Here is a 21,413-nt window from a genome sequence, read left to right as displayed (position 1 = left end):
TTCCACGCTACATCGAGCGCTGGCTCCCGTGGATTTTTGGATAACGCCTCGCAATGCCATCTTTGCCATAAAGACGAATTGTGAGCTGAATGTAGCGATCAAAACTACAGAACTGTTGGAAGAAGCGATTCAACACATCGGTGAAAGTCAGATAGTTACCAGAGGTATCGAGAGTGATTTCAACCTCTGTGCCCGGAGAGAAGACGTTCTTGCCAAGAATACGCATCGATGAAACTTGCGAGCGCACTTTAACTGACTGAATCATTTGAATTTCATCGCTCACCAACTGGTTGCGGCTACACAATTGCAGTATTTGCTTAAGTTGTTGAGTCGGATCTTCAGAGTGCAGCAGAGACGAGAAATTACTGTTCAGAAGCCCGATAAACTGCCAGTGCATATTGGCGTCGGATTCGCGTTCTATCGGAGCTGAAGGTGGGTAGAGAGAATGAAAATCGCCGGGTAAATCGATTGGCTCTAAACATGTCATCTCACCGTTGATAGTGCATGCTTGTTTGCCATTGGTACAAAGAAGGCGAGTGCCATAGAGTTTATTGAATTCGAGCTCTTGGTTGGCGTTTAGGCTGATCGCCAATCGCAGTTCACCAGTGGAGTCTTTTCGGCTTTGCCAGTAATCGCAATGTGGGTCGCTTTGGTAACTGTCTTTAAACAGTGGCGTCAGCAGTTTTTGACCGCTCGACGTAATCTCAAACACATCCAAAATGTCGACCACTTGAATCTCGTTATCGGTATGTGCATCGGCATTAACGGGAATGGTCAAGCTGCGTTGGTCATAATTGGTTGGTTCGCCTGTTTGCTCGAAGAGGTTCACCGCAGGCACCACATTGAGCTTAAACACTTGGTTGTCGAAAAGACGGATAAACTCCATCGGTAAAGAGTGCATAAACAGGTTTAATACCACAGTGGAGCAATCATGTTGCTGACAGGCTTCACCAAAGCCTTTAAGACGGAAGAACTGACGTTTCTCTTTGAAGAAGAAAAATTCGTTCATCAAATGGTAGCCAGAAAATTGATTGCCTTTTTGTGGCAGAAATTGAAACTGCTTATCGCTGATTCGGCTCTTTAACTGGCTCGCCGCCAAGACAGCGTGATTCTCACCATTGATGTCGGAAATCGATATTGCACGCGCTTCACTGAGCAGCAGTTCAACCAAGGAATCCGCATTGTTCTCGAAACCTTGAACGAAGAAGTCGAGATCTTCTAACGCTAATTGATTGAAGTGCACATCATCATCGCCAGTAGACAGAGTGAGCTGAATAACGGCGGTAGTTTGTTCACTGCCTTGTGGGCGATTGAAGTCAAAGGGCGCGCTGCTTGCCTTGGTGTCAATCAGTGCAAATGGTGTCGTTTTGAGTTCATCCGTTGTGGTGAACAAACATGTTTTGCCTTGTGATTCGGAAGAAAAGCGTGTGCCTTTGGGAAGTGTCGTGCTGTCGGTGGAAGGGGCATCTGTGCTCATTTCTAGATACGCCACACTTGGTACCGTTTGAATGTAACTTGGGTAGAGTACGCCAAGTAATCCTTCGACAACTTCAGGGATTTGCTCAGATAGACGTTTTTCGACGTTGGCATTCAATAGTGCCACGCCATCCAATAAGCGAGCCAAACTCGGATCTTCGATTTGTCCCTGATGAATATTGAGACGTTGTGCGTGTTCTGGGTGTTCAGAACCAAATTGACCGAGAGCACGGCGAACAAAAGTCAGCTCTTGTTCGTAATAACGCAGTAGAGGATCACTCATACAAATCCTCCTTCATATCGGTAGTCATGTCGCTTAATGAAATCTTGGAATCAAAAATCAGCTCTTTTTCGCCCTGCGCCGTTTTGGCTTTGGCGACGATATTGAAAGCGATGGTGTTTTCTCCCGCTTTGCGCTCAACAAGTTCAACCATGACTTGGCTTAGGCGTGGCTCGAAATGTCGAATGTAGTTTTCTAGTTTGAGGGCTAATTGCTGGTGGTCGAGACTGGCACTCAACAGGTGCACATCCTCTATGCCAAAACGATAGTTAGAGCGCTGCACTTCGGTTAACCGATCGTCAATGCTCATCAGCGACGCCTCCGAATCGAACAGACGAGTCAGGTGATATTTGATGTCCTCGATATCATCTCGACGAGTGGTAGGGGCTGTTTGCACAAAGGTACGCCAAAAACTCATTACGCCACCTCATCCAATTCTGTTGTCAGCACCACTTCGCCACTGAAATGGTCGTATTGATACTGCGGGACGATGCGCAAAGTACAGACGAAATTGCCCGGATGATGATCAGAGTCGCACACGCTGATCTTTGCAAAACTCAATGGGTATTTTGATAGGGTTTCTTCGTTGGCGTACGCGACGTTACTAGAGAATTTTTCAACCCACTGAGAGAGGAACAACTCACACTCAGCCGCCGTTTTGAAGCTGCCAATCATCTCTCGCACTTGTACTTTGAGATAATGTGCAATACGGCAAGACATCAACGAGGTTTGGATTTGAGTGAGGACTTTCTCGTTATCGGACTCGCTGTTGTGCCAAATCGAATTGTTACCATTGAAGTAAAACTTGTCGCTCAAAGGACTCTTAGTAAGAGGGATAAAACCGCTGCGACTGTAGAAGGTCGACAGTTGCCCAAACAAGGTCACTTTGGTTTGTGGTTGAATCAGAAAATGGCTATCGCTTTGGTTTTGATTGACCACGGCACCTTGGTTGTTGTCGTTCCAGCGAGATTTCAAGAAGCCAAACCAACTTACACGTTGATGCTCTCGCATAATGGTGGATACAAACGCAAAGCCCGCATTGCCCCAAAGTCCGTTTTGTTTCTCGTTGTAGATGAATCCCACTTTGGCGTTTTGATAACGTGTACGCATGCACATTTCTGGCATCACTAAGCCGACAAAACGCGCAGAGGACTTACTGCGTAAAGACTGCCACGATTGGTAATCAGGGCTGGCAAGGATCTTCTCGATTCGGTTGATATCAGACAGCCAGTCTGCGCCGGATTCGACAAAGAAATCGCGATTAGGAGCAAATAGCATTGGGCATAACGTCGCTTCACCCAAGCGGCTCAATAGTTCTACGGTGAACAGATCATCGTAGTCAGATTCGAAATCCATATCTGCTGCTACTGGCTGTGTGAATAACAAGCAACCGAATGGATGCCCGCCCAAGGTGTTTAACTCTTGGTTGCCGATCTTGTTGTATAACTCGGACGTTTTGGTGCTGTAGGCTTGATTGACGTCGGAAGACACTTCTTCCCAACTCATATTGAGTAGCTTGAGTTGAGTGCGTTGGTAGTTTATGGGTAGGGTGGCTAAGCCTTGAAGCCCTAGCCAATTGGTTTGCAGTGCCTCAAATTCTGGATGATGCAGTAAAGTATCCATCTGTTTCGAGAGCTTATTGTCAATCTCTGCAATTAGGCGCGAAACATGAGTAATAAGTGCATCGGGATTGTCCAGCGCGGAGCGAGACACTTGAGACAGTAAAGAGAGCGCCTCTTGTAAAAAGTCGCTGTCTTTATCGTCTAGCTGTGTAAATTGGGTCTGCCAACCTGAGTGATAAATCTTACTCATACTATCCTTGTGACCTAAATCGAATTGGCTTGGTCGAAGCATCCTACTTCGACCAAGCTTTATTATGCGTATACCAATCGTAGTAAATAACTGGTCATTCTAGCTGGTTATAACGCTCGATAACTTCGTTTAAAATTTTGGCTGTAGAATAACTACTTACCGAAAATTTTAGCCTTGTTCTCAAGCGTTATTCCTGCGCTAACTCTGACCACTTACTTACTGTGATCGGTATTAACCTGGGATCTTCGCTACCATACGAACCGACGTAGTCAGCTCTTCAAGTTGTAGCCAAGGTCTTAGGTGAGCGACGGCTGAATACGCGCCCGGTTTACCCGGTTGTTCAACCACTTCAATGCGAGATTCCGCCAACGGCGTTTTAGCTCGTTGATCATTACCAATTGCACCTGCGTTGGTGTATTGATCGATCCACAGCTGAAGTTCACGTTGAATGTCTGGCGCTTCTAGGTTTGAACCTAGCTTGTCGCGACCCATGACTTTCAAGTAGTGAGCGATGCGACCACTTGCCATGATGTAAGGAAGACGCGCGGAAATCGCTGCGTTTGCTGTTGCATCTGGATCTGTGTACGTCTTCGGTTGCTGTGTTGTTTGACCGCCAATGAACACGCCGTAGTTTGAGTTCTTGTAGTGAACCAGTGGCAAGAAGCCTAGGTCACTTAACTCTTTCTCGCGTTCGTCGGTTAGGTTCACTTCTGTTGGACATTGCTGAACCAAGTCGCCAGCTTCGGTCTTGTACGTTAGGTTTGGTAGGTTTTCTACTTTACCACCGTTATCCAGACCGCGAATCGCTGTACACCAACCGTACGCAGTGAACGCTTGCGTCATTTTCAGACCTAACTCGTAAGCGGCATTAGACCAAACCAACTCATCATTGCTTGATGGATTCGGGTTGCCATCTTGGTCAGTGTTTAACTCTTCGTAGCTAAACAGCTTGGTGCCAAGACCTTTCTCACCGTAAGGAAGGCGAGCCAGTGTGCGAGGTAGTGTTAGAGTTACGTAGCGCGCGTCGTCACTTTCACGGAACGAGTTCCATGCAGCGTAAGCCGGAGAATCAAAACCAGCCGCGACAGGTTTGCCTTCTTCGAAGGTAGTGAAGTCATTGAACTCAAACATTTCTGCGTTTGCTGCGGCAACGAACGGAGCGTGACACGCAGCGGCTACTTCACCCATGTAGCTTAGTAGGGCGACGTCTTCATCTTTTGCGCTGAACTCGTAGTCACCGATGAAGGTACCGTATGGTTCACCACCTGCTGTGCCGTATTCGCCTTGGTATACCGCGTTAAACAATGGGCTACGGTCGATGGCTGGTGCATCTTCAAATTGATCAAGCAGTTCGTCTTTGGTGTAGTCGACCATTTTGATTTTCAGTGAGCGTCCTAGATCGCTCTCTTTAACCAGTTTTTGCAGACCACGCCATGAACCTTCTAGCTTTTGGAAGTCATTTTCTTGCATGACTTTCGATAGCTGTTTAGAAAGCTTTTTGTCGATTTCTACGATGGCATTTTCAATCGTTTTGGTGACGTTCTTGTCCCAGGTTACTGTACCGCTTAGCGCTTGCTCTGCCAGTACAGAGAACAGTTCTTTTGTTGTGTCCGCTGGCGTTTGTGTGGTCGCTTCGATTGCACGATCCAGAAAGCTCAACGAAGCTTCAGCCGCTTCTGCTTGTGGTTGGTTTTCAACTTCCGTCGTCATTATTCTGCTCCTTCTTTCTGGATGCCTAGCTCATCGGAAAGGGCGTTGATAGTCTCTGCGCTTTGCAGCACTTCCTTGAGTAGTTTCTCTAGATCACGAGAACGGTCCGCTTTTGAAAGCAGTACTTTGAGTTGGTTACGAGTCTCAACAAGCTTCTTGAGCGGTTCAACTTGCTCAACGATGGCTTCAGGCTCGAAATCTTTCATTGATGAGAATTTCAGACTCGCTTCGATTTGGCTATCGTCATCAACCAAAACGTTGTCCACTTTGAGTGATAGCTCGGGGCCAACGCGCTTCATGACAGTATCGAAGTTGTCTTTGTCGACGTTATAGAAGGTGCGATCTTCCACGTCTTCTTTGTCTTGCTTGTGACCCGAATAATCACCGACGACTCCCACCACAAAAGGGAGTTCTTTGGTTTCTACTGCGCCATTCGTCTCGACATCGTAAGTAATACTTACACGGTTTTTGCTAACTCGCTTGTGTTGGGAGTTCAGTGCCATAATGGTATCTCCTTATTCCATTAAGAAGCTGTCGAAGTAACTTTCGCTGTCGTCGCGTCAAAGCCCACTTCAGGCCCTTTCTCGATTTTGCCGCCTTCGCCTTCGATGTAGTACGCTTTCGAAATCTCGGTGTATGTCAGGCTGAATGATTCATTTGGCAGGTGACCATCCGACGCGCCCATGTTGTAGCTCGACATACGTGCTGCGCTCAGTGTCAGGATTAGGTATGGATCTGCACCAGAACCTTCACGGTTTGGCTTAGTCATCACGATCTCGATGGTTTTACCTTCACCACCTGGTGCGTATAGGAACGTTGTTAGGTAAGGCGTTGCACCATCACAGCCACGAGTGATGTTCACTTCACCTAGCGCGACCATGCCTTGGTCTGCGTTGTTCGCGTTACCGACGTCGATGCCAACGCCACGAACGGCACTCCAGTTCACTGTATCAATAGCAAAAAATCCATCCTTGCCACCGATCTTTTCTACCGTTGCAGCACCTTTTGGTGTGGTGCCATCAATTCTCATGTAAATAGAAGCCATTGGGTTCTCCTTTGCTTTTTAGCATTTTTTGCTTCACCACTCGAAATCGGTAATACCGCTCGACGATTGAGTAGTTTTTACTTCTGGTTGGTTGGTTGTATTTGGAGTGTCGCTTTGCTCTGACGTTGTTGTTTCAATTGACGTTGCACTTTGAGACTCCTCATTAGAGGCAGTTTGAACCTCAGTCGCAGGTGGTACGGTCGGAACCGACTCTGGCACTGATTGTGGTTCAGGAATTTTCTTCAGAATGGTTTGTTCTAAGTTGTCCATTCCGGTGAGTTGATTGATATGGTCGAGCACTTGGTTGTTGCCACCAGTCATTTCTTGGAGTAGTTCTGGTAAGCTCAGATAACCCCAACGAATTGCGCGCTCTAGCAAGAACGGAACAGGGCTGTGTGGCTCGGTTTGTTTGAAGTAGTCGGCGAGCTTTCTAAGTTCATGAAAGGCGTGGTCGCGATTTTGTACTTGAGCATCGATGCTAACGGAAGGCGCTTGGATAAGGGGGTGAGTCTGTGTGGTCGAAGTGGGGGGCACAGAATCGATTTGCTGAGCAGAAGACGTTTGGCTCGTTTCTTTACTCGCTTGACCCGTTGTTTGAGCAACTGATTCCAATATGTTATCAGTCGGCTCAACAGCGCTTACGCTTGGCAGTTCTAACTCAGCGGCTTGTTGTTCATCTTTTAACAGCTTAAATTTTTCGTCTAACGGCCACTTGGAAAAATTATCTTCGGTGAGGTAACGAATCGCATTTATATGTTCAGCGATGTTTTCTTTGATGAATTTGAAACTTACTGGCGTGGCGTTAATTGGTTGGCAATGCTTCGCGATGGCTTGTTCTGTAGCATCAAGATTCTGATACGTTTGCGCCAGATCCATTAAGATGTCTTGCGTGTCTGCGCTGAAAAGGTTTTGCGCTTTAGTTTTGATTTCGCCAAGCGAACCGTTGCGCTCTGCACGTAGGTAATCTGCAAAAGTGATGTCATCAATCAAGCCGATTAACTGCAAAGGCATATACACGGCAGTTGTATCATGAGTTTCGCCAACAAGCTGTAGCAAAGGCTTCATACGGAACTCAGCACGTTCTCTCGCTATGCCAGACTCCTCAGCGCTTTTTAGTTTGTCTTCAGGAAGGAATGGATTGAGAGAGTCCCAAAACTGCTCCACGGTGCTGAGAAGAACTTGCGTTGCGTCGGCAAGGTTTCGATAGGGTGCGTCGGTGAACAACTGACTGGTGATATACCAACCTAGTAACTCCAAGTCTTTGCTTGACTGGGTGAGAGCGTGAAATGTCGCGGTACGCAGCTGCGTCCAGTTTTCATCATTACTCTCAAGTAAGGATTCATCACTGGATGCTTCGGGCGTTTCCACCAACTGGCGAAATGACGATTGCGCCGCATTGTAACTGTTTCTCAGTGCTCGATAGGCACTTCTATCGAGTTTTAGATAGACGCCGCTCGGCGATCCATCTGTGATCGGTGCCAAAAGACTATCAATGTCAACCATATTCAATCCATGAATTATTGTTTTATTAAGCCAGAGATAATTCCGTTCCTCTGGTTTCATAGTTTGTAAACTTCAGTCTAGTGAGGATTTTCCTAAATAGCCGATAAAAATTAACTATTTAATAAAAACTAAGATGTCGATCCAAAAAATTGGTCTGAGGAATACACCTATCAATATAATATCCTGATTTATAAAGAGGTTTTATCCCCCTATAAGCACTGTGGGCATGCCGGCAACAATACTGCCACCATGAGAAGTGGTGTCTCCCATTCGGGCGGCAGGCTTATTGCTTAATAGCACGGTCGTGCTTCCCATCGCGATAGAATCTGGGGTTCCAACGCACACGCAAACGTCACTTACTGTCGCGGCCAGTAAGCTACCGATCAACACAGTAGGTGCCCCGGGGCCGGTGACCGGACCACCCACATGAGGAATTGGTGGGGTTGCTGGTGTCTGCATTGGGCATACATGCATGTCGGTGATACGAGCAGCAGGTAATGTCATCGTACTTCTCCTTGTACTGCAGTTTGTGATTGGCTATCTGAAGTGCCTTGACCGCCTGCAGCGATATCCAAAGCAATTGCGATTGCGGTTTGATAGTAAGGTTTCGTCTTGTCCCATTGAGGCAAAGCGGCTGCGTGATTAATTGCACCTGCAGTCGCTTTGGCATACAGAAAAGGATCAGGCATAACGGGTGGAATATCTGGTGCAACGATGCTGCCGGAACCATTCCAAAATACCGCTTGAGCAAGCCAAGATGGCCCACAATTCAGTTCCAATCGATGAGAAAGATGTTCGGCTTTGCGGCGCAATTCTTCGGAGGGTGACCGCACCCAAGCCATGCAAGTTTCGACACTTTGTTTTTGAAGGGGTGACCATTCCTCATTGCGTTGATTTAAACACAACGCTCCCCACCAGATCGCCTCCCGGACGGGTAGAGCGTGCGTCAAAAACTGAACGAGATCGTTGTAGAGCTCTTTGTCTGTGAGTGATTGAATTGCATCACTGATGCTGGTTTCTTCGTCGAGCAGTGCCTTTGCTTCGTCACTGGCTTTGAATCTCGGTAGTATTTGCCCAGCCGTTTGGTATGGAATCTTCTTATATTTCATTAGTTAACCTTTACAATTGCGCCTTTTACTTCACCCATTACGCCGCCATCAAATGTCGCTTTGAGACCCGATTTAAACTCCGCACTCAAAGAGCCTTCAGCAGAGAGCGTGGTGTCCGCTTTGATGGAAATACTCAAGCCAGAAATACTGTTTGAACTGGTTGCTTCAAGAGCGGTCGTGGTGCCAGAAACTTTGTTGGCTGAAGTGGCTTTGCTGGTGACGTTAGTCCCTTCCAAATTCAGTGCGCTGCTGGCTTTGATGTCGATATTGGTTGCTTCAATGGCAATGGATGATGAGGACAGGGTTATTTTGCTTGAGCCAACTTTGAGCTCGATAGAATCGTCAGCTTCAATCGAAATCGACTTGGCTTTTTCGCTAAGTGCTTTGGTTACGCTCAGCGAGTAGTTGTCTTCTGTCGACACTGATACCGCTTTGGTGACCGTCTGGCTAAATTCGCCCTTGATGGTTTCGGTTTGGTTGTTTTCAACTTCTTGTGTCAGGTCTTTGGCTGCGTGAAGGTAAAGCAATTCACTGTCTTTTTTGTCATCGAAGTAGAGCTCATTGCTTTCACCGGAAAGCTGGGTTTTGATGCCAGACTTTGTTGTATTGGCTTCTGCGTATGGTGGGGCATTTTTGCTGTTGTAAACGCTGCCTGTGATGATTGGTCTATCTGGATCGCCATCAATGAAAGAGACCAGAACCTCTTGCCCGGCTCGTGGCACAAATTGAGCACCGTAACCGCTTCCCGCAAGCATTTGTGCGACACGAACATAACAACTGGTTTTGTCGCCACTTGCGTCTGTATCCCATTGGAACTGAATACGCACGCGACCTTGTTCATCCTGATTAATATCACCGGCGGTTGAGCCGGCAACGACTGCACTTTGCAAGCCCTGAACCACTTGTTTTGAGCGAGGCTGAGGGTAGTGAGGGGTATCTTTTGGGATCACTTTCAGTTTGGTGCTGCTCTGTGCACTTTCAGTGTATTCTACTTCCATACAGACGACCGAAAAGTCGCCAAGCTGATCTTTGTCTAGATGGCTTGAGAGCGAGAAGTAAGTACCGAGCTCGAAGAGGTCGTGTTTTGCACAGGCAATGACGCTTTGGTAATCCTGCTCAATATACTCGATTCGACGTTTGGCAAGATTGCTAGAGAGATCTGTCATGTCACCGCTGATGCCTAAAGTTGGGTAACGCGTGTTGGCGAGTTTAGTGTTGTTGGCAATGGTATTACTGGAGGTTTTACTGCCGCTGGAGATGAGTTTTGTCTGCGAATAATCGTAGCTTGAAAGCTCTACGCTCGCGCCATGAAAGGCAACGGTCGGGCACCAATCTTCAATCAGAGGGAGTGAGCCAGTCGGTGTTTCTTTCATGTCGAACTTTGCTGTGCTGGCTTTATCAAATGGGGTTTGAGCATCTTGCAAAATCATGGTGTGTGAACCACTCGTATGCTCGAAATAATAATGAACACCTTCCTCAGCGAGCAGGCGAGAAACGAAATCAAAATCTGATTCGTTATATTGCAAACAATATTCACGCTTGGTTGAAGGCATGCTGGATATTTTATAGTTTCCTTTGAAACCAGCGTTGTCGAAAATATCACTGACGATTTCTTGTGTGGATTGATTTTGATAAACCCGGAAGGAATGTGTGTGTGTTAATAACCAAAACCACGGTTTAAGCGTTATTTCGTATTGGTGGTTTTGTAAATTTGAATCCATTCCTAAATGTTGGATCAATGTCACAATTCCGTTGTAGGAACGATTAAGTGTATTACTGCCAGATTCGTTGAAATAACGGTTTATTGTAAGAAATTGCCCCAACTGATCTTGCATGTCAAAGCCACTGGATACCAGCATCGCTTTGATTTCAAAGGGCTCTGATAAGGCTTGCTTTACTGTTGCATTGCTTATGATATGTTCTTGATTACTTGAGTCTTTTGCAGACATTAAACTAGCCGAACTGCTGTATTTATCAGCCATTGCATATCCTTATGCTTGAACTTTTCAATAATAAAAATTTGAAATATAAATACTATTATTAATCAAATTACTCAAAAAATAGCAGTATTAGATCTTATTCGCTATTCGATTTATTAAAAGAAAAGGAGTTCTTTATGGCGAGTCAAAATGCAAAAAAGATGGCGAAAGAATTTTTGCAAAATGTAGAAAAGGACAGTAAGTCATATCACAAAAGTTGGGCGAGAAAATTCGGTAATAAATACCAATCTGCAAAGAACTGGGTGAAACGTGACAAGAAAATGGTTGCGATGGATATTGCGCAAAAAGGGGTAAGGACTGGTATCGGGATGATCCCACTTCCCGGCTCGAAAGAAGGTGCAGCCCTGTTGGAAGTTGCAGGTGGTGCAGCGTTAAAAGCCGCTTCTCGTAAAGCATGGGAAGAGGGTTCAAAGAAAGGCGTAAAATCTCTTCTTAATAAAAAAATTGAATCTGCTCGTAAACAACTCAAAACTAACTCGGTAGGAAAAGTCGATCACGAGTTCTTGGCGCTTTCTGCTCGTAAGCGTGATGAACACATTCATGCGATTCGTAAGCTAGTGAAGTACGAGGTGAAGTTGTTACCAAAGCGTTCTGATGAGCTCAGTTTGCGTTTATTCAAGCTTAAAGAGGCGATCAATGAATCCCGTGTGAAGCTCAACAAAACCACCATGTCTTCCACATCCGCTATCGACAACATGCAAGCATGGACGAAGTTCTTTTCTGCCATCAAAGAGGTCGAGCATTACCAAGCGAAATTGCGTGAAAGCCTGATTCAAGTGCAAGAAATCACCAAGGATGTGGAGTGGTTCTTGGCGGCTTCTGAAGCGACTACTGATCAGATGAATGCACAAAACTTACCGCAGCTGGAAGAGGCGTTTGACCAGATCCGCCGCAGTTACGGCAACATCAATTCGCTGAAACAACTGCAAGATATGATGTTGGAGAGAAACCTCGTTGAATCCGGTTTGTTGGATGAAAAAGACTTAACCTACAAGCTGGTCAACTAGGCAAATCTGACCGTTCGTTAGCAAATTAAACCCAAGTAGGGAGCTGTTGTGCTCCCTAATTCTTTTTACTTGCTGAATTTAATGAGTTTTTATTGTCGACAATTTCAGCTTGCTCTTATCGAACTGAATGTTTTTTCATACATAAATCACTCAATAACACTATACCTTAGTCTAAATTGTCGACAATTTGCTTGATTGTCGACAATCTGATCGTCTATTTTATATTCAAGTTAACAAATTGTTGACACTTTGATTTCTAAATACGAGTGCCTTGAATATGAATACAGAATTGAAAACTCGTCATAAAGTGATTGTCTCTGAAAAAGAGCACACTAAATCTGAATCGCTGACCGAATCGTTAGTGGAAGCGATTGTGAGTGGTGAAATTGAACCGGGCAGTAAAATCTCAGAGCCTGAATTAGCCAAGAAATATCAAGTGAGTAGAGGTCCTCTACGTGAAGCCATGATGCGTCTTGAAGGGCTTGGGTTGATTGAGCGCATTCCGCATGTTGGCGCTCGTGTTATCACTTTCTCTCCAGAAAAACTCATCGAATTGTATTCCGTCCGCGAAGCATTAGAGGGCATGGCGGCAAGGCTAGCGGCTCGCTATATCACTCAAGAAGAGTTGCTCAGTTTGGAAATGCTATTGTCGACACATTCCAAACATATTGACGAAGTCGAAGGATCGTCTTACTTCCACCAGCATGGTGACTTCGATTTCCACTATCGAATCATTCAAGCGAGCCGAAACAGCAAGCTAATCTCTTTGCTTTGTGACGAGTTGTATCACTTACTGCGCATGTATCGTTACCAATCGCCACGTGCGCAATCTCGTCCTAACGAAGCACTCAACGAGCACAAATTCATTCTGCAAGCGATTCGCAACCGTGATGAAGAACTCGCAGAAATGCTGATGAGAAGGCACATCTCAGGCAGCCGAAAACTAATCGAATTACAGATTTCAGATTCCAAAACTTTACCCAAAATAATTGGAGTTGCGGCGCGGCAACAAGACAATTCAGCCCTATGAGCATAGGTGCGCTATGTAATTTTGGCGGCCGGCGATCCGGTGAATTGGCGCAGTTAACAAAGCTGCAGCTTCAAGTATGAAGGGTAAAACAAGACTAGAAGGAAATTGTCATGAGCTTATCTCCGGGGGCGAAGTTCAGACTCGCCATTGAGCAAAACAACCCACTGCAGATCGTCGGCACCATTAACCCATACTGCGCCATGATGGCGAAAAACTTGGGTCACCAAGCTATCTATTTGTCGGGTGGCGGTATCGCTAACGCATCTTACGGTTTGCCAGATCTTGGCATTACGACACTGAACGATGTTTTGGTGGATGTAGACCGCATCACCAACGCGTGTGATTTGCCGTTACTGGTTGATATCGATACCGGTTTTGGTGGTGCATTTAATATTGCTCGCACCATTAAAGCGATGGAAAAAGCGGGTGCGGCGGCGGTGCACATGGAAGACCAAGTGGCGCAGAAGCGTTGTGGTCATCGCCCAAACAAAGCGATTGTTAGCCAACAAGAAATGGTTGATCGAGTGAAAGCGGCGGTGGATGCACGTAATGATGAGAGCTTTGTCATTATGGCTCGTACTGATGCGTTAGCGGTTGAAGGCATGGACAGTGCGATTGAACGTGCGATTGCATGTGTGGAAGCGGGCGCAGATATGATCTTCCCAGAAGCAATGAATCAGCTCGACCAATATCAACAGTTCTCGGCAGCGCTCGAAGACGCGACAGGGAAGCACGTTCCAATTCTTGCCAACATTACTGAGTTTGGACAAACGCCATTGTACGGCTGTGAAGAGTTAGCTCAATCCAAAGTGGACATGGTTTTGTACCCACTGAGTGCATTCCGTGCGATGAACAAAGCGGCTGAGATGGTTTACAAACACTTGCTTGAAGTTGGCAACCAAGAAGCGTTGCTTGATTCAATGCAGACACGAAAAGAGCTGTATGAGCACCTTAATTACCACGACTACGAGAATAAGTTAGACAAGCTGTTCTCGGAGGGTAAATAAGGTCAACGAAGAAACAAACGGAAGCCCAAGAAAAAGATAGATAAACGGAATCTCTAATCCAATAACGTGAAAATTGTCTGATTCAAAAGAGCCCATTAAGAGAGCCAAATCAGACAGAAAAGGAGTTCAACAATGCCTCATTCTGTAGAAAAGAAAGCTGAGATAGGTGGCGCAGGTCTACGCGGTCAAAGCGCTGGAAGCACAGCTTTATGCACTGTCGGTAAAACGGGGACGGGTCTAACGTATCGTGGTTACGATATTACGGACTTGGCAAATCATGCTCAATTTGAAGAAGTGGCGCATTTGCTGTTACGCGGTCACTTACCTAATCAACAAGAGCTAGACGCGTACAAGACACATCTATTGAGCTTGCGTGGCTTACCAGCGGAGCTTAAGCAAGCGTTAGAGCTGATCCCTGCTGATGCTCACCCGATGGATGTTATGCGCACAGGTTGCTCTATGCTGGGTAACTTAGAGCAAGAAATGGACTTTGAGCAACAGCTCCATGCTACTGAGCGAATGCTGGCGCTTTTCCCTGCGATCATCTGTTACTGGTATCGCTTCAGCCACGATGGCGTGCGAATCAAAACTCACGATAACAGCGAAGACTGCATTGGCGGCTACTTCCTGAAACTGCTTACTGATAAAGCACCAAGTGAAACGCACAAAAAGGTGATGCACTGTTCTTTGATTCTTTATGCAGAGCATGAGTTTAATGCCTCGACATTTGCGGCGCGCGTGTGTGCCTCGACGCTTTCTGATCTTCATTCTTGTATTACGGCTGCTATCGGTACGTTGCGTGGTCCACTTCATGGCGGTGCAAACGAAGCGGCGATGGAGATGATTCAAGATTGGCAAACGCCAGATGAGGCAGAAGCCAATATTCTGCAAATGCTAGAGAACAAAGACAAAATCATGGGCTTTGGGCATGCGATTTATCGCGAAAGTGATCCTCGTAATGCACTGATCAAGCGTTGGTCAGAAGCGTTATCGAAAGAGGTGGGTGACACACATCTTTACGCGGTTTCTGAGCGCGTGGAATCCGTCATGAAGCGTGAGAAAGGTCTGTTCTGTAATGCCGACTTCTTCCATGCTTCGGCTTACCACTTCATGGACATTCCGACCAAATTGTTTACGCCAATCTTTGTGATGAGCCGACTGACAGGTTGGGCAGCACACGTCTATGAACAACGTGCGAACAACCGAATCATTCGCCCAAGTGCGGATTATACCGGACCGGATCATCAAGACTGGGTGCCAATCGAACAACGCTAGCGCGTGACGCCTTTTTGTGAGTTTCGTCTTGATGACATTCACAAAGAGGCGTCTCTTTCACCGCGAATCCATTTCAAAAACAGTATCGCGGTGCGTTCAGGCACAAGATGTACACTAAAGCGGAAGCAAGCCCATGAGCATCATCACAAACATAAATACTCAATATCGTAAGCCGCTCCCGGGAACCCAACTCGATTATTTTGATACCCGAGAAGCAATTAACGATATTTCTCCTGGAGCGTATGAAAAGCTCCCATACACCTCGCGCGTTTTAGCTGAGCAGTTGGTTCGCCGCTGTGACCCGAATACGCTCACTGATAGCCTAAAACAGTTAATAGAACGCAAGCGTGATCTTGATTTTCCTTGGTATCCGGCGCGTGTGGTTTGTCATGACATCCTTGGACAAACTGCATTAGTCGACCTTGCTGGTTTGCGTGATGCGATTGCCGAACAAGGCGGTGACCCAGCGAAAGTAAACCCTGTGGTTGAAACGCAATTGATCGTTGACCATTCACTGGCAGTTGAACACGCAGGCTTTGACCCTGAGGCGTTTGAGAAAAACCGCGCGATAGAAGAGCGCAGAAACGAAGACCGATTCCACTTTATTGAATGGTGTAAAACGGCGTTTGAGAATGTCAGCGTTATTCCTGCGGGTAACGGCATCATGCACCAAATCAACTTGGAGAAGATGTCTCCAGTTGTGCAAGTTAAGCAAGGCATTGCTTATCCCGATACCTGTGTAGGCACGGACAGTCACACACCTCACGTTGATTCTCTTGGCGTGATTGCGATTGGTGTCGGCGGTTTAGAGGCGGAGACGGTTATGCTTGGTCGCCCGTCGATGATGCGTCTACCAGACATTGTTGGCGTGAAGCTGACTGGTAAGCGTCAACCGGGTATTACCGCTACCGATATCGTGTTGGCGATTACCGAGTTCCTGCGCAATGAACGTGTGGTTTCATCCTATCTCGAGTTCTTTGGCGAAGGGGCGCGAGACCTAACCATCGGCGACCGCGCGACCATCTCAAACATGACGCCAGAATACGGCGCAACCGCTGGGATGTTCTACATTGATGAGCAGACCATTAATTACCTCAAACTGACAGGGCGCGATGATCAACAGGTCGACTTGGTAGAGAAGTACGCCAAGCAAACCGGTCTGTGGGCGGATGATTTAGACACGGCGGTTTACGAACGCGTGCTTGAGTTTGATTTGTCCCAAGTCGGGCGCAATTTGGCAGGTCCATCTAATCCTCATCGTCGTTTACCCACCTCAGAGCTTGCTGAACGTGGTGTGTCTGGCGAGTGGCAAGAGAAGGAAGGCGAGCTTCCAGATGGCGCGGTGATCATCGCGGCGATTACTTCTTGTACCAATACCAGTAACCCAAGAAACGTTGTGGCAGCAGGTCTGGTCGCTAAGAAAGCGAATGAGCTTGGATTGGTGCGCAAACCTTGGGTGAAGTCTTCATTTGCTCCGGGTTCTAAAGTTGCTCGACTCTACCTTGAAGAATCTGGCTTACTCCCTGAATTGGAGAAGCTTGGTTTTGGTATCGTGGCTTATGCGTGTACAACCTGTAACGGTATGAGTGGTGCACTTGACCCGAAAATCCAACAAGAGATCATCGACCGAGATCTGTATTCAACGGCAGTACTTTCTGGGAATCGCAACTTTGATGGTCGAATTCATCCTTACGCAAAACAAGCATTCTTAGCATCACCACCTTTGGTCGTTGCTTACGCGTTAGCTGGTACGATTCGTTTTGATATCGAACGTGATTCTTTAGGTACAGATAAAGACGGCAAGCCGGTTTATCTCAATGACTTGTGGCCAACGGATGAAGAAATTGATGCTGTGGTGGGTGAGTACGTTAAGCCAGAGCAATTTAATCAAGTTTATATTCAAATGTTCAAACTGAATGATGAGGCTCGTAACCCGAATCCGCTCTACGATTGGCGCCCGATGAGTACGTATATCCGAAGACCTCCCTACTGGCAAAAAGAGGGGGAGGGAGCACTGGCTGGTGAGCGAACTCTGTCTTCAATGCGTCCTCTTGCCGTTCTAGGCGATAACATTACGACCGACCATTTGTCGCCATCGAACGCAATTTTGGCAAGTAGCGCCGCAGGCGAATACCTCGCGAAGATGGGCGTGCCAGAAGAAGATTTCAACTCATACGCGACTCACCGAGGCGATCACTTAACCGCGCAGCGCGCCACTTTCGCTAATCCAAAACTGTTCAACGAAATGGTCAAGGAAAATGGCGAAGTCGTGCAAGGATCGTTAGCGAGAGTCGAACCTGAAGGCAAAGTGACACGCATGTGGGAGGCGATTGAGACTTACATGAATCGCAAGCAGCCGCTTATTGTGGTCGCGGGTGCGGATTATGGTCAAGGATCGTCGCGAGATTGGGCGGCGAAAGGCGTTCGCTTGGCGGGTGTAGAAGCGATTGTCGCGGAAGGTTTTGAGCGCATTCACCGTACCAATTTAGTTGGCATGGGCGTACTTCCTCTGCAATTTAAAGATGGCGTGAACCGAAAGACGCTCGAATTAGATGGCACTGAACTTTATGACGTTATCGGCGATATCACTCCAGGTGCGGATTTGGCGTTGGTGATTACCCGAACTAATGGCGACAAGGTTGATGTGCCGGTGACTTGTCGACTAGATACCGAAGATGAAGTTCACGTGTACAAAGCGGGTGGTGTGTTACAACGCTTTGCTGAAGATTTCCTCTCGCAATAGATAGCGCAATAACGGAGCAAGATATGGATAGCAAGATGCAAAGCCAAATCAAAGTCCCGGCGACTTACATGCGCGGCGGTACGAGCAAAGGAGTGTTCTTCAACCTTGAAGACTTGCCACAGCCAGCGCAAGTCGCAGGTAAGGCAAGAGACAATCTGCTACTTCGTGTGATTGGTAGCCCTGACCCGTACGCCAAACAAATTGATGGCATGGGTGGCGCCACTTCCAGCACCAGTAAAACTGTGATTGTGTCGCGCAGTGAGCGAGTCGATCACGACGTTGATTACCTGTTCGGACAAGTATCGATAGATAAGCCATTTGTCGATTGGAGTGGTAACTGTGGCAACCTTTCTGCTGCAGTCGGACCTTTCGCCATTCATGCAGGGTTGAACGATGAAGATCGTATTCCCGAAAACGGCATCGTTACTGTTCGCGTATGGCAGGTAAATATTGGAAAAACCATTTTGATTCATGTACCAATCGTTAATGGTTTCGTTCAAGAAACAGGGGAGTTTGAGCTTGATGGTGTGACGTTTCCAGCGGCTGAAATCCAAGTTGATTTCGTCGACCCTGCTGATGGCGAAAGTAGCATGTTTCCAACCGGCAATCTAGTAGACGATTTGGTCGTGCCAGATGTTGGGACATTCAACGCAACCTTCATTAACGCAGGCATACCGACGATCTTCATTGACGCAGAAGCGCTCGGCTACCAAGGCACTGAGCTTCAAGATGACATCAATAACGATGAGTTTGCGCTCGCGAGGTTTGAGTCCATTCGTGCTCATGGCGCGCTAAAAATGGGGCTGATTGATTCGCTCGAAGAGGCTCAAACACGTCAACACACGCCTAAGATTGCGTTTGTTTCCCAGCCTAAATCCTATTTATCGTCGAGTGGTAACACCGTAGAAGCAGGTGAGGTCGATATTCTCGTCCGAGCTTTATCTATGGGCAAACTTCACCACGCCATGATGGGAACCGCAGCGGTCGCCATTGCCTCGGCGGCATGCGTCCCGGGTACTCTAGTCAACCTAGCGGCTGGCGGCGGAGAGAAAGAATCTGTGACGTTTGGGCATCCATCAGGAACACTTAAGGTGGGGGCAAAAGCCAAACAAACAGAACAAGGTTGGGTGGTTGAGAAAGCCATCATGAGCCGCAGCGCAAGAATACTGATGGAGGGCTTTGTGCGTGTTCCCTCCAATGTCTTTGAATAACACAATTGCATGGTAGTGATACTTGTACCAACCACATCAATTATTTGATGATTCTTGCTTGTTAAAACCGCTGATAACTTCGTTAAAGATCTTGTAGGTAGAGCAACTAGCTAGCTGCAATCTTTGCCTTGTTCTAAGCGGTTTTACCTACGTAATCTTCTGAACATCTAATTAATGCGATTGGTATTAAAAAGCAATGTCAGGACATACTGGAGGAAGCAATATGTCTGCATATCAAAAAGAATACCTTTGGGCACAAAATGAACCGGAAAACTTTTGGCGTGCTCAAGCTGAAAACATCGATTGGTTTGAAGCGCCAAATACCATCTTGCAAGCTGACGAACATGGGATTGAACGTTGGTTTCCTGATGGCGTATTGAACACATCATGGCTCGCCTTGGATTATCATTGCGAGCAAGGAAGGGGGGATAAAACCGCACTGATTTATGATTCGCCAGTGACGGGTCAAAAACAAACTTACAGCTATCAAGCTCTGCGCGACCAAGTGGCAAAAATCGCGGGCATGCTTTCTAATCAAGGCGTAACCAAAGGCGATCGTGTGGTCGTCTACATGCCGATGATCCCAGAAGCGGCGATGGCGATGCTGGCTTGTGCTCGATTGGGTGCGATTCACTCGGTGGTGTTTGGCGGTTTTGCCCCGAATGAGCTTGCCGTTCGAATTGAAGACGCAGAACCCAAAGTCATCATGACGGCGTCTTGTGGCATCGAAATTAACAAGGTGATCCCGTACAAACCAATGGTTGATAAAGCCATTATGGACAGCCGTTGGAAGCCTGAGAAAGTCTTTGTTCTTCAACGCCCACAGTGCGAAGCGGAGCTTAACCTTGAGCGTGATTTAGATTGGCTGCAAGAATACGCGCAAGCTTTGCCTCATGCGTGTGTCCCCGTGCTTGCGACAGATCCTCTTTATATTTTGTATACCTCTGGCACAACAGGGAAACCAAAAGGCGTGGTGCGTGATAATGGTGGTCATGCCGTGGCGATGAAATATTCGATGACGTCGATTTATAACATCCCTCAAGATGGTGTGTTCTGGGCTGCATCGGATGTAGGGTGGGTCGTTGGTCATTCTTATATTGTGTACGCTCCGCTGATTCATGGCTGTACCACTATTTTGTTTGAAGGCAAACCGGTGAGAACACCTGACCCGGGTGCATTCTGGCGTGTTTGTGACGAATACAAAGTGGACGTGCTTTTCTCCGCGCCAACCGCTTTCCGTGCAATTAAGAAAGAAGACCCAGAAGGCGAGTTCATCAAGCAATACGACTTGTCCAACCTCGACTCTATCTTTATGGCAGGCGAACGCCTTGACCCACCAACCCTAGAATGGGTATTAAGCAAAGCGGATAAGCCGGTCATTGACCACTGGTGGCAAACAGAGACTGGATGGGCTATCGCGGGCAATCCGACTGGTATTGAGGTAATGCCAGTAAAAGCGGGCTCTGCTACCAAGCCGATTCCTGGCTATCAGGTCGAGATTCTCAACGAAATGGGCATGCCAGTGGGCGCAAATCAGCAAGGTTTTGTGGCTTTGAAGCGCCCATTACCACCAAGCTGTTTACCGACTGTCTGGCGCAACCACGACCGCTTTGAGACCGGTTATCTAAGTCAACTTCCGGGTTACTACGTATCGGGAGATGGCGGTTACCTAGATGAAGATGGTTACCTGTTTATCATGGGTCGTATTGATGACGTAATTAACGTCGCAGGTCACCGTCTGTCTACTGGCGAGATGGAAGAAATCGTTGGTGGTCACCCTGCGATTGCAGAGTGTGCGGTAGTCGGTATCCACGATGAGTTAAAGGGTCAGCTACCGCTTGGTTTCGTGGTTCTTAAAGATGGTGTGAAGATTGATGATCTAACGCTAGAAGGTGAGCTGGTGGGTAAAGTGCGCAACGAGATTGGTGCTGTGGCTTGCTTTAAACATGCGCTGGTTGTCGATCGTTTACCAAAGACACGCTCAGGCAAAATTTTGCGAAGAACCATTCGTCAAATAGCCGATGGTGAGCAATACGTGGTGCCATCAACCATTGATGATCCATCCAGTTTAGGCGAAATCGAACGAGTGCTTAAACGTGGCTAGTTAAGTACGATTTTAATTAAGCACGATCTTAGATTAGCTGCGACCAATCGTAAATATCGAAGCCTCTTGCTTTGTCGGCAAGAGGCTTTTGCATTCCTGCT

At 47.1% G+C, this 21,413-nt stretch carries 17 protein-coding genes; 7 read left to right on the top strand and 10 right to left on the bottom strand.

Annotated elements, in window-relative coordinates; translation table 11 throughout:
- Positions 1-7: 7 nt before the first annotated feature.
- From tssF to QMY49_RS07475, 10 genes are all read right to left on the bottom strand, one after another.
- A complete protein-coding gene (gene tssF, locus QMY49_RS07520; protein WP_283313816.1) occupies positions 8-1,759 on the bottom strand; it encodes a type VI secretion system baseplate subunit TssF in 1,752 nt (583 codons plus the stop codon).
- Complete coding sequence (gene tssE / locus QMY49_RS07515) at positions 1,752-2,174, bottom strand: type VI secretion system baseplate subunit TssE (RefSeq protein WP_005451929.1); 423 nt, start codon at positions 2,172-2,174, stop codon at positions 1,752-1,754. Before tssE ends, tssF begins: the two co-directional genes overlap by 8 nt.
- A complete protein-coding gene (locus QMY49_RS07510) occupies positions 2,174-3,568 on the bottom strand; it encodes a type VI secretion system contractile sheath domain-containing protein (protein WP_283313813.1) in 1,395 nt (464 codons plus the stop codon). The genes tssE and QMY49_RS07510 overlap by 1 nt, the downstream gene beginning before the upstream one ends.
- A gap of 231 nt (positions 3,569-3,799) precedes the next feature.
- The gene (tssC, locus tag QMY49_RS07505; RefSeq protein ID WP_283313810.1) at positions 3,800-5,278 is read right to left on the bottom strand and encodes a type VI secretion system contractile sheath large subunit; all 1,479 of its coding nucleotides are present in this window, start codon (positions 5,276-5,278) and stop codon (positions 3,800-3,802) included.
- Entirely contained in the window at positions 5,278-5,781 is a 504-nt protein-coding gene (gene tssB, locus QMY49_RS07500; protein WP_283313807.1) for a type VI secretion system contractile sheath small subunit, read from the bottom strand. The genes tssC and tssB overlap by 1 nt, the downstream gene beginning before the upstream one ends.
- Before the next feature lie 20 nt (positions 5,782-5,801).
- Positions 5,802-6,323 carry an Hcp family type VI secretion system effector gene (locus tag QMY49_RS07495; RefSeq protein WP_005451932.1) on the bottom strand — a complete coding sequence of 174 codons (522 nt, stop codon included), beginning with the start codon at positions 6,321-6,323 and terminating at the stop codon, positions 5,802-5,804.
- A 33-nt stretch (positions 6,324-6,356) separates the two neighbouring features.
- Complete coding sequence (locus QMY49_RS07490; protein WP_283313805.1) at positions 6,357-7,826, bottom strand: type VI secretion system protein TssA; 1,470 nt, start codon at positions 7,824-7,826, stop codon at positions 6,357-6,359.
- Between the two features lie 201 nt (positions 7,827-8,027).
- Entirely contained in the window at positions 8,028-8,330 is a 303-nt protein-coding gene (locus QMY49_RS07485; protein ID WP_283313803.1) for a PAAR domain-containing protein, read from the bottom strand.
- The gene (locus QMY49_RS07480) at positions 8,327-8,935 is read right to left on the bottom strand and encodes a DUF6931 family protein (protein WP_283313801.1); all 609 of its coding nucleotides are present in this window, start codon (positions 8,933-8,935) and stop codon (positions 8,327-8,329) included. The genes QMY49_RS07485 and QMY49_RS07480 overlap by 4 nt, the downstream gene beginning before the upstream one ends.
- Entirely contained in the window at positions 8,935-10,917 is a 1,983-nt protein-coding gene (locus tag QMY49_RS07475; protein ID WP_283313799.1) for a type VI secretion system Vgr family protein, read from the bottom strand. The genes QMY49_RS07480 and QMY49_RS07475 overlap by 1 nt, the downstream gene beginning before the upstream one ends.
- 134 nt (positions 10,918-11,051) lie before the next feature.
- Between QMY49_RS07475 and QMY49_RS07470 the strand changes: the two genes are divergently transcribed.
- The 7 genes from QMY49_RS07470 to QMY49_RS07440 all read left to right on the top strand — a co-directional run bounded on the left by QMY49_RS07470 (position 11,052) and on the right by QMY49_RS07440 (position 21,312).
- Positions 11,052-11,942, top strand: a complete 891-nt coding sequence (locus QMY49_RS07470; RefSeq protein WP_283313797.1) for a hypothetical protein — start codon at positions 11,052-11,054, stop codon at positions 11,940-11,942.
- A gap of 277 nt (positions 11,943-12,219) precedes the next feature.
- A complete protein-coding gene (locus QMY49_RS07465) occupies positions 12,220-12,972 on the top strand; it encodes a GntR family transcriptional regulator (RefSeq protein WP_049536121.1) in 753 nt (250 codons plus the stop codon).
- A 110-nt stretch (positions 12,973-13,082) separates the two neighbouring features.
- Entirely contained in the window at positions 13,083-13,979 is an 897-nt protein-coding gene (gene prpB, locus QMY49_RS07460; RefSeq protein WP_020197566.1) for a methylisocitrate lyase, read from the top strand.
- A 132-nt stretch (positions 13,980-14,111) separates the two neighbouring features.
- Complete coding sequence (prpC, locus tag QMY49_RS07455) at positions 14,112-15,254, top strand: bifunctional 2-methylcitrate synthase/citrate synthase (protein ID WP_009704402.1); 1,143 nt, start codon at positions 14,112-14,114, stop codon at positions 15,252-15,254.
- 133 nt (positions 15,255-15,387) lie between these two features.
- Positions 15,388-17,997: a Fe/S-dependent 2-methylisocitrate dehydratase AcnD gene (gene acnD, locus QMY49_RS07450; RefSeq protein WP_283313788.1), complete on the top strand. Its 2,610-nt coding sequence runs from the start codon at positions 15,388-15,390 to the stop codon at positions 17,995-17,997.
- 23 nt (positions 17,998-18,020) lie between these two features.
- Positions 18,021-19,208: a 2-methylaconitate cis-trans isomerase PrpF gene (gene prpF / locus QMY49_RS07445; RefSeq protein ID WP_283313785.1), complete on the top strand. Its 1,188-nt coding sequence runs from the start codon at positions 18,021-18,023 to the stop codon at positions 19,206-19,208.
- 223 nt (positions 19,209-19,431) lie between these two features.
- Positions 19,432-21,312 (top strand): propionyl-CoA synthetase, encoded by a 1,881-nt coding sequence (locus QMY49_RS07440; RefSeq protein ID WP_283313782.1) that lies wholly within the window; start codon positions 19,432-19,434, stop codon positions 21,310-21,312.
- Positions 21,313-21,413: the final 101 nt, after the last annotated feature.

This window comes from Vibrio harveyi, assembly GCF_030060435.1.
GTDB lineage: Bacteria > Pseudomonadota > Gammaproteobacteria > Enterobacterales > Vibrionaceae > Vibrio > Vibrio harveyi.
This window is presented reverse-complemented; position numbering and strand designations above follow the sequence as displayed.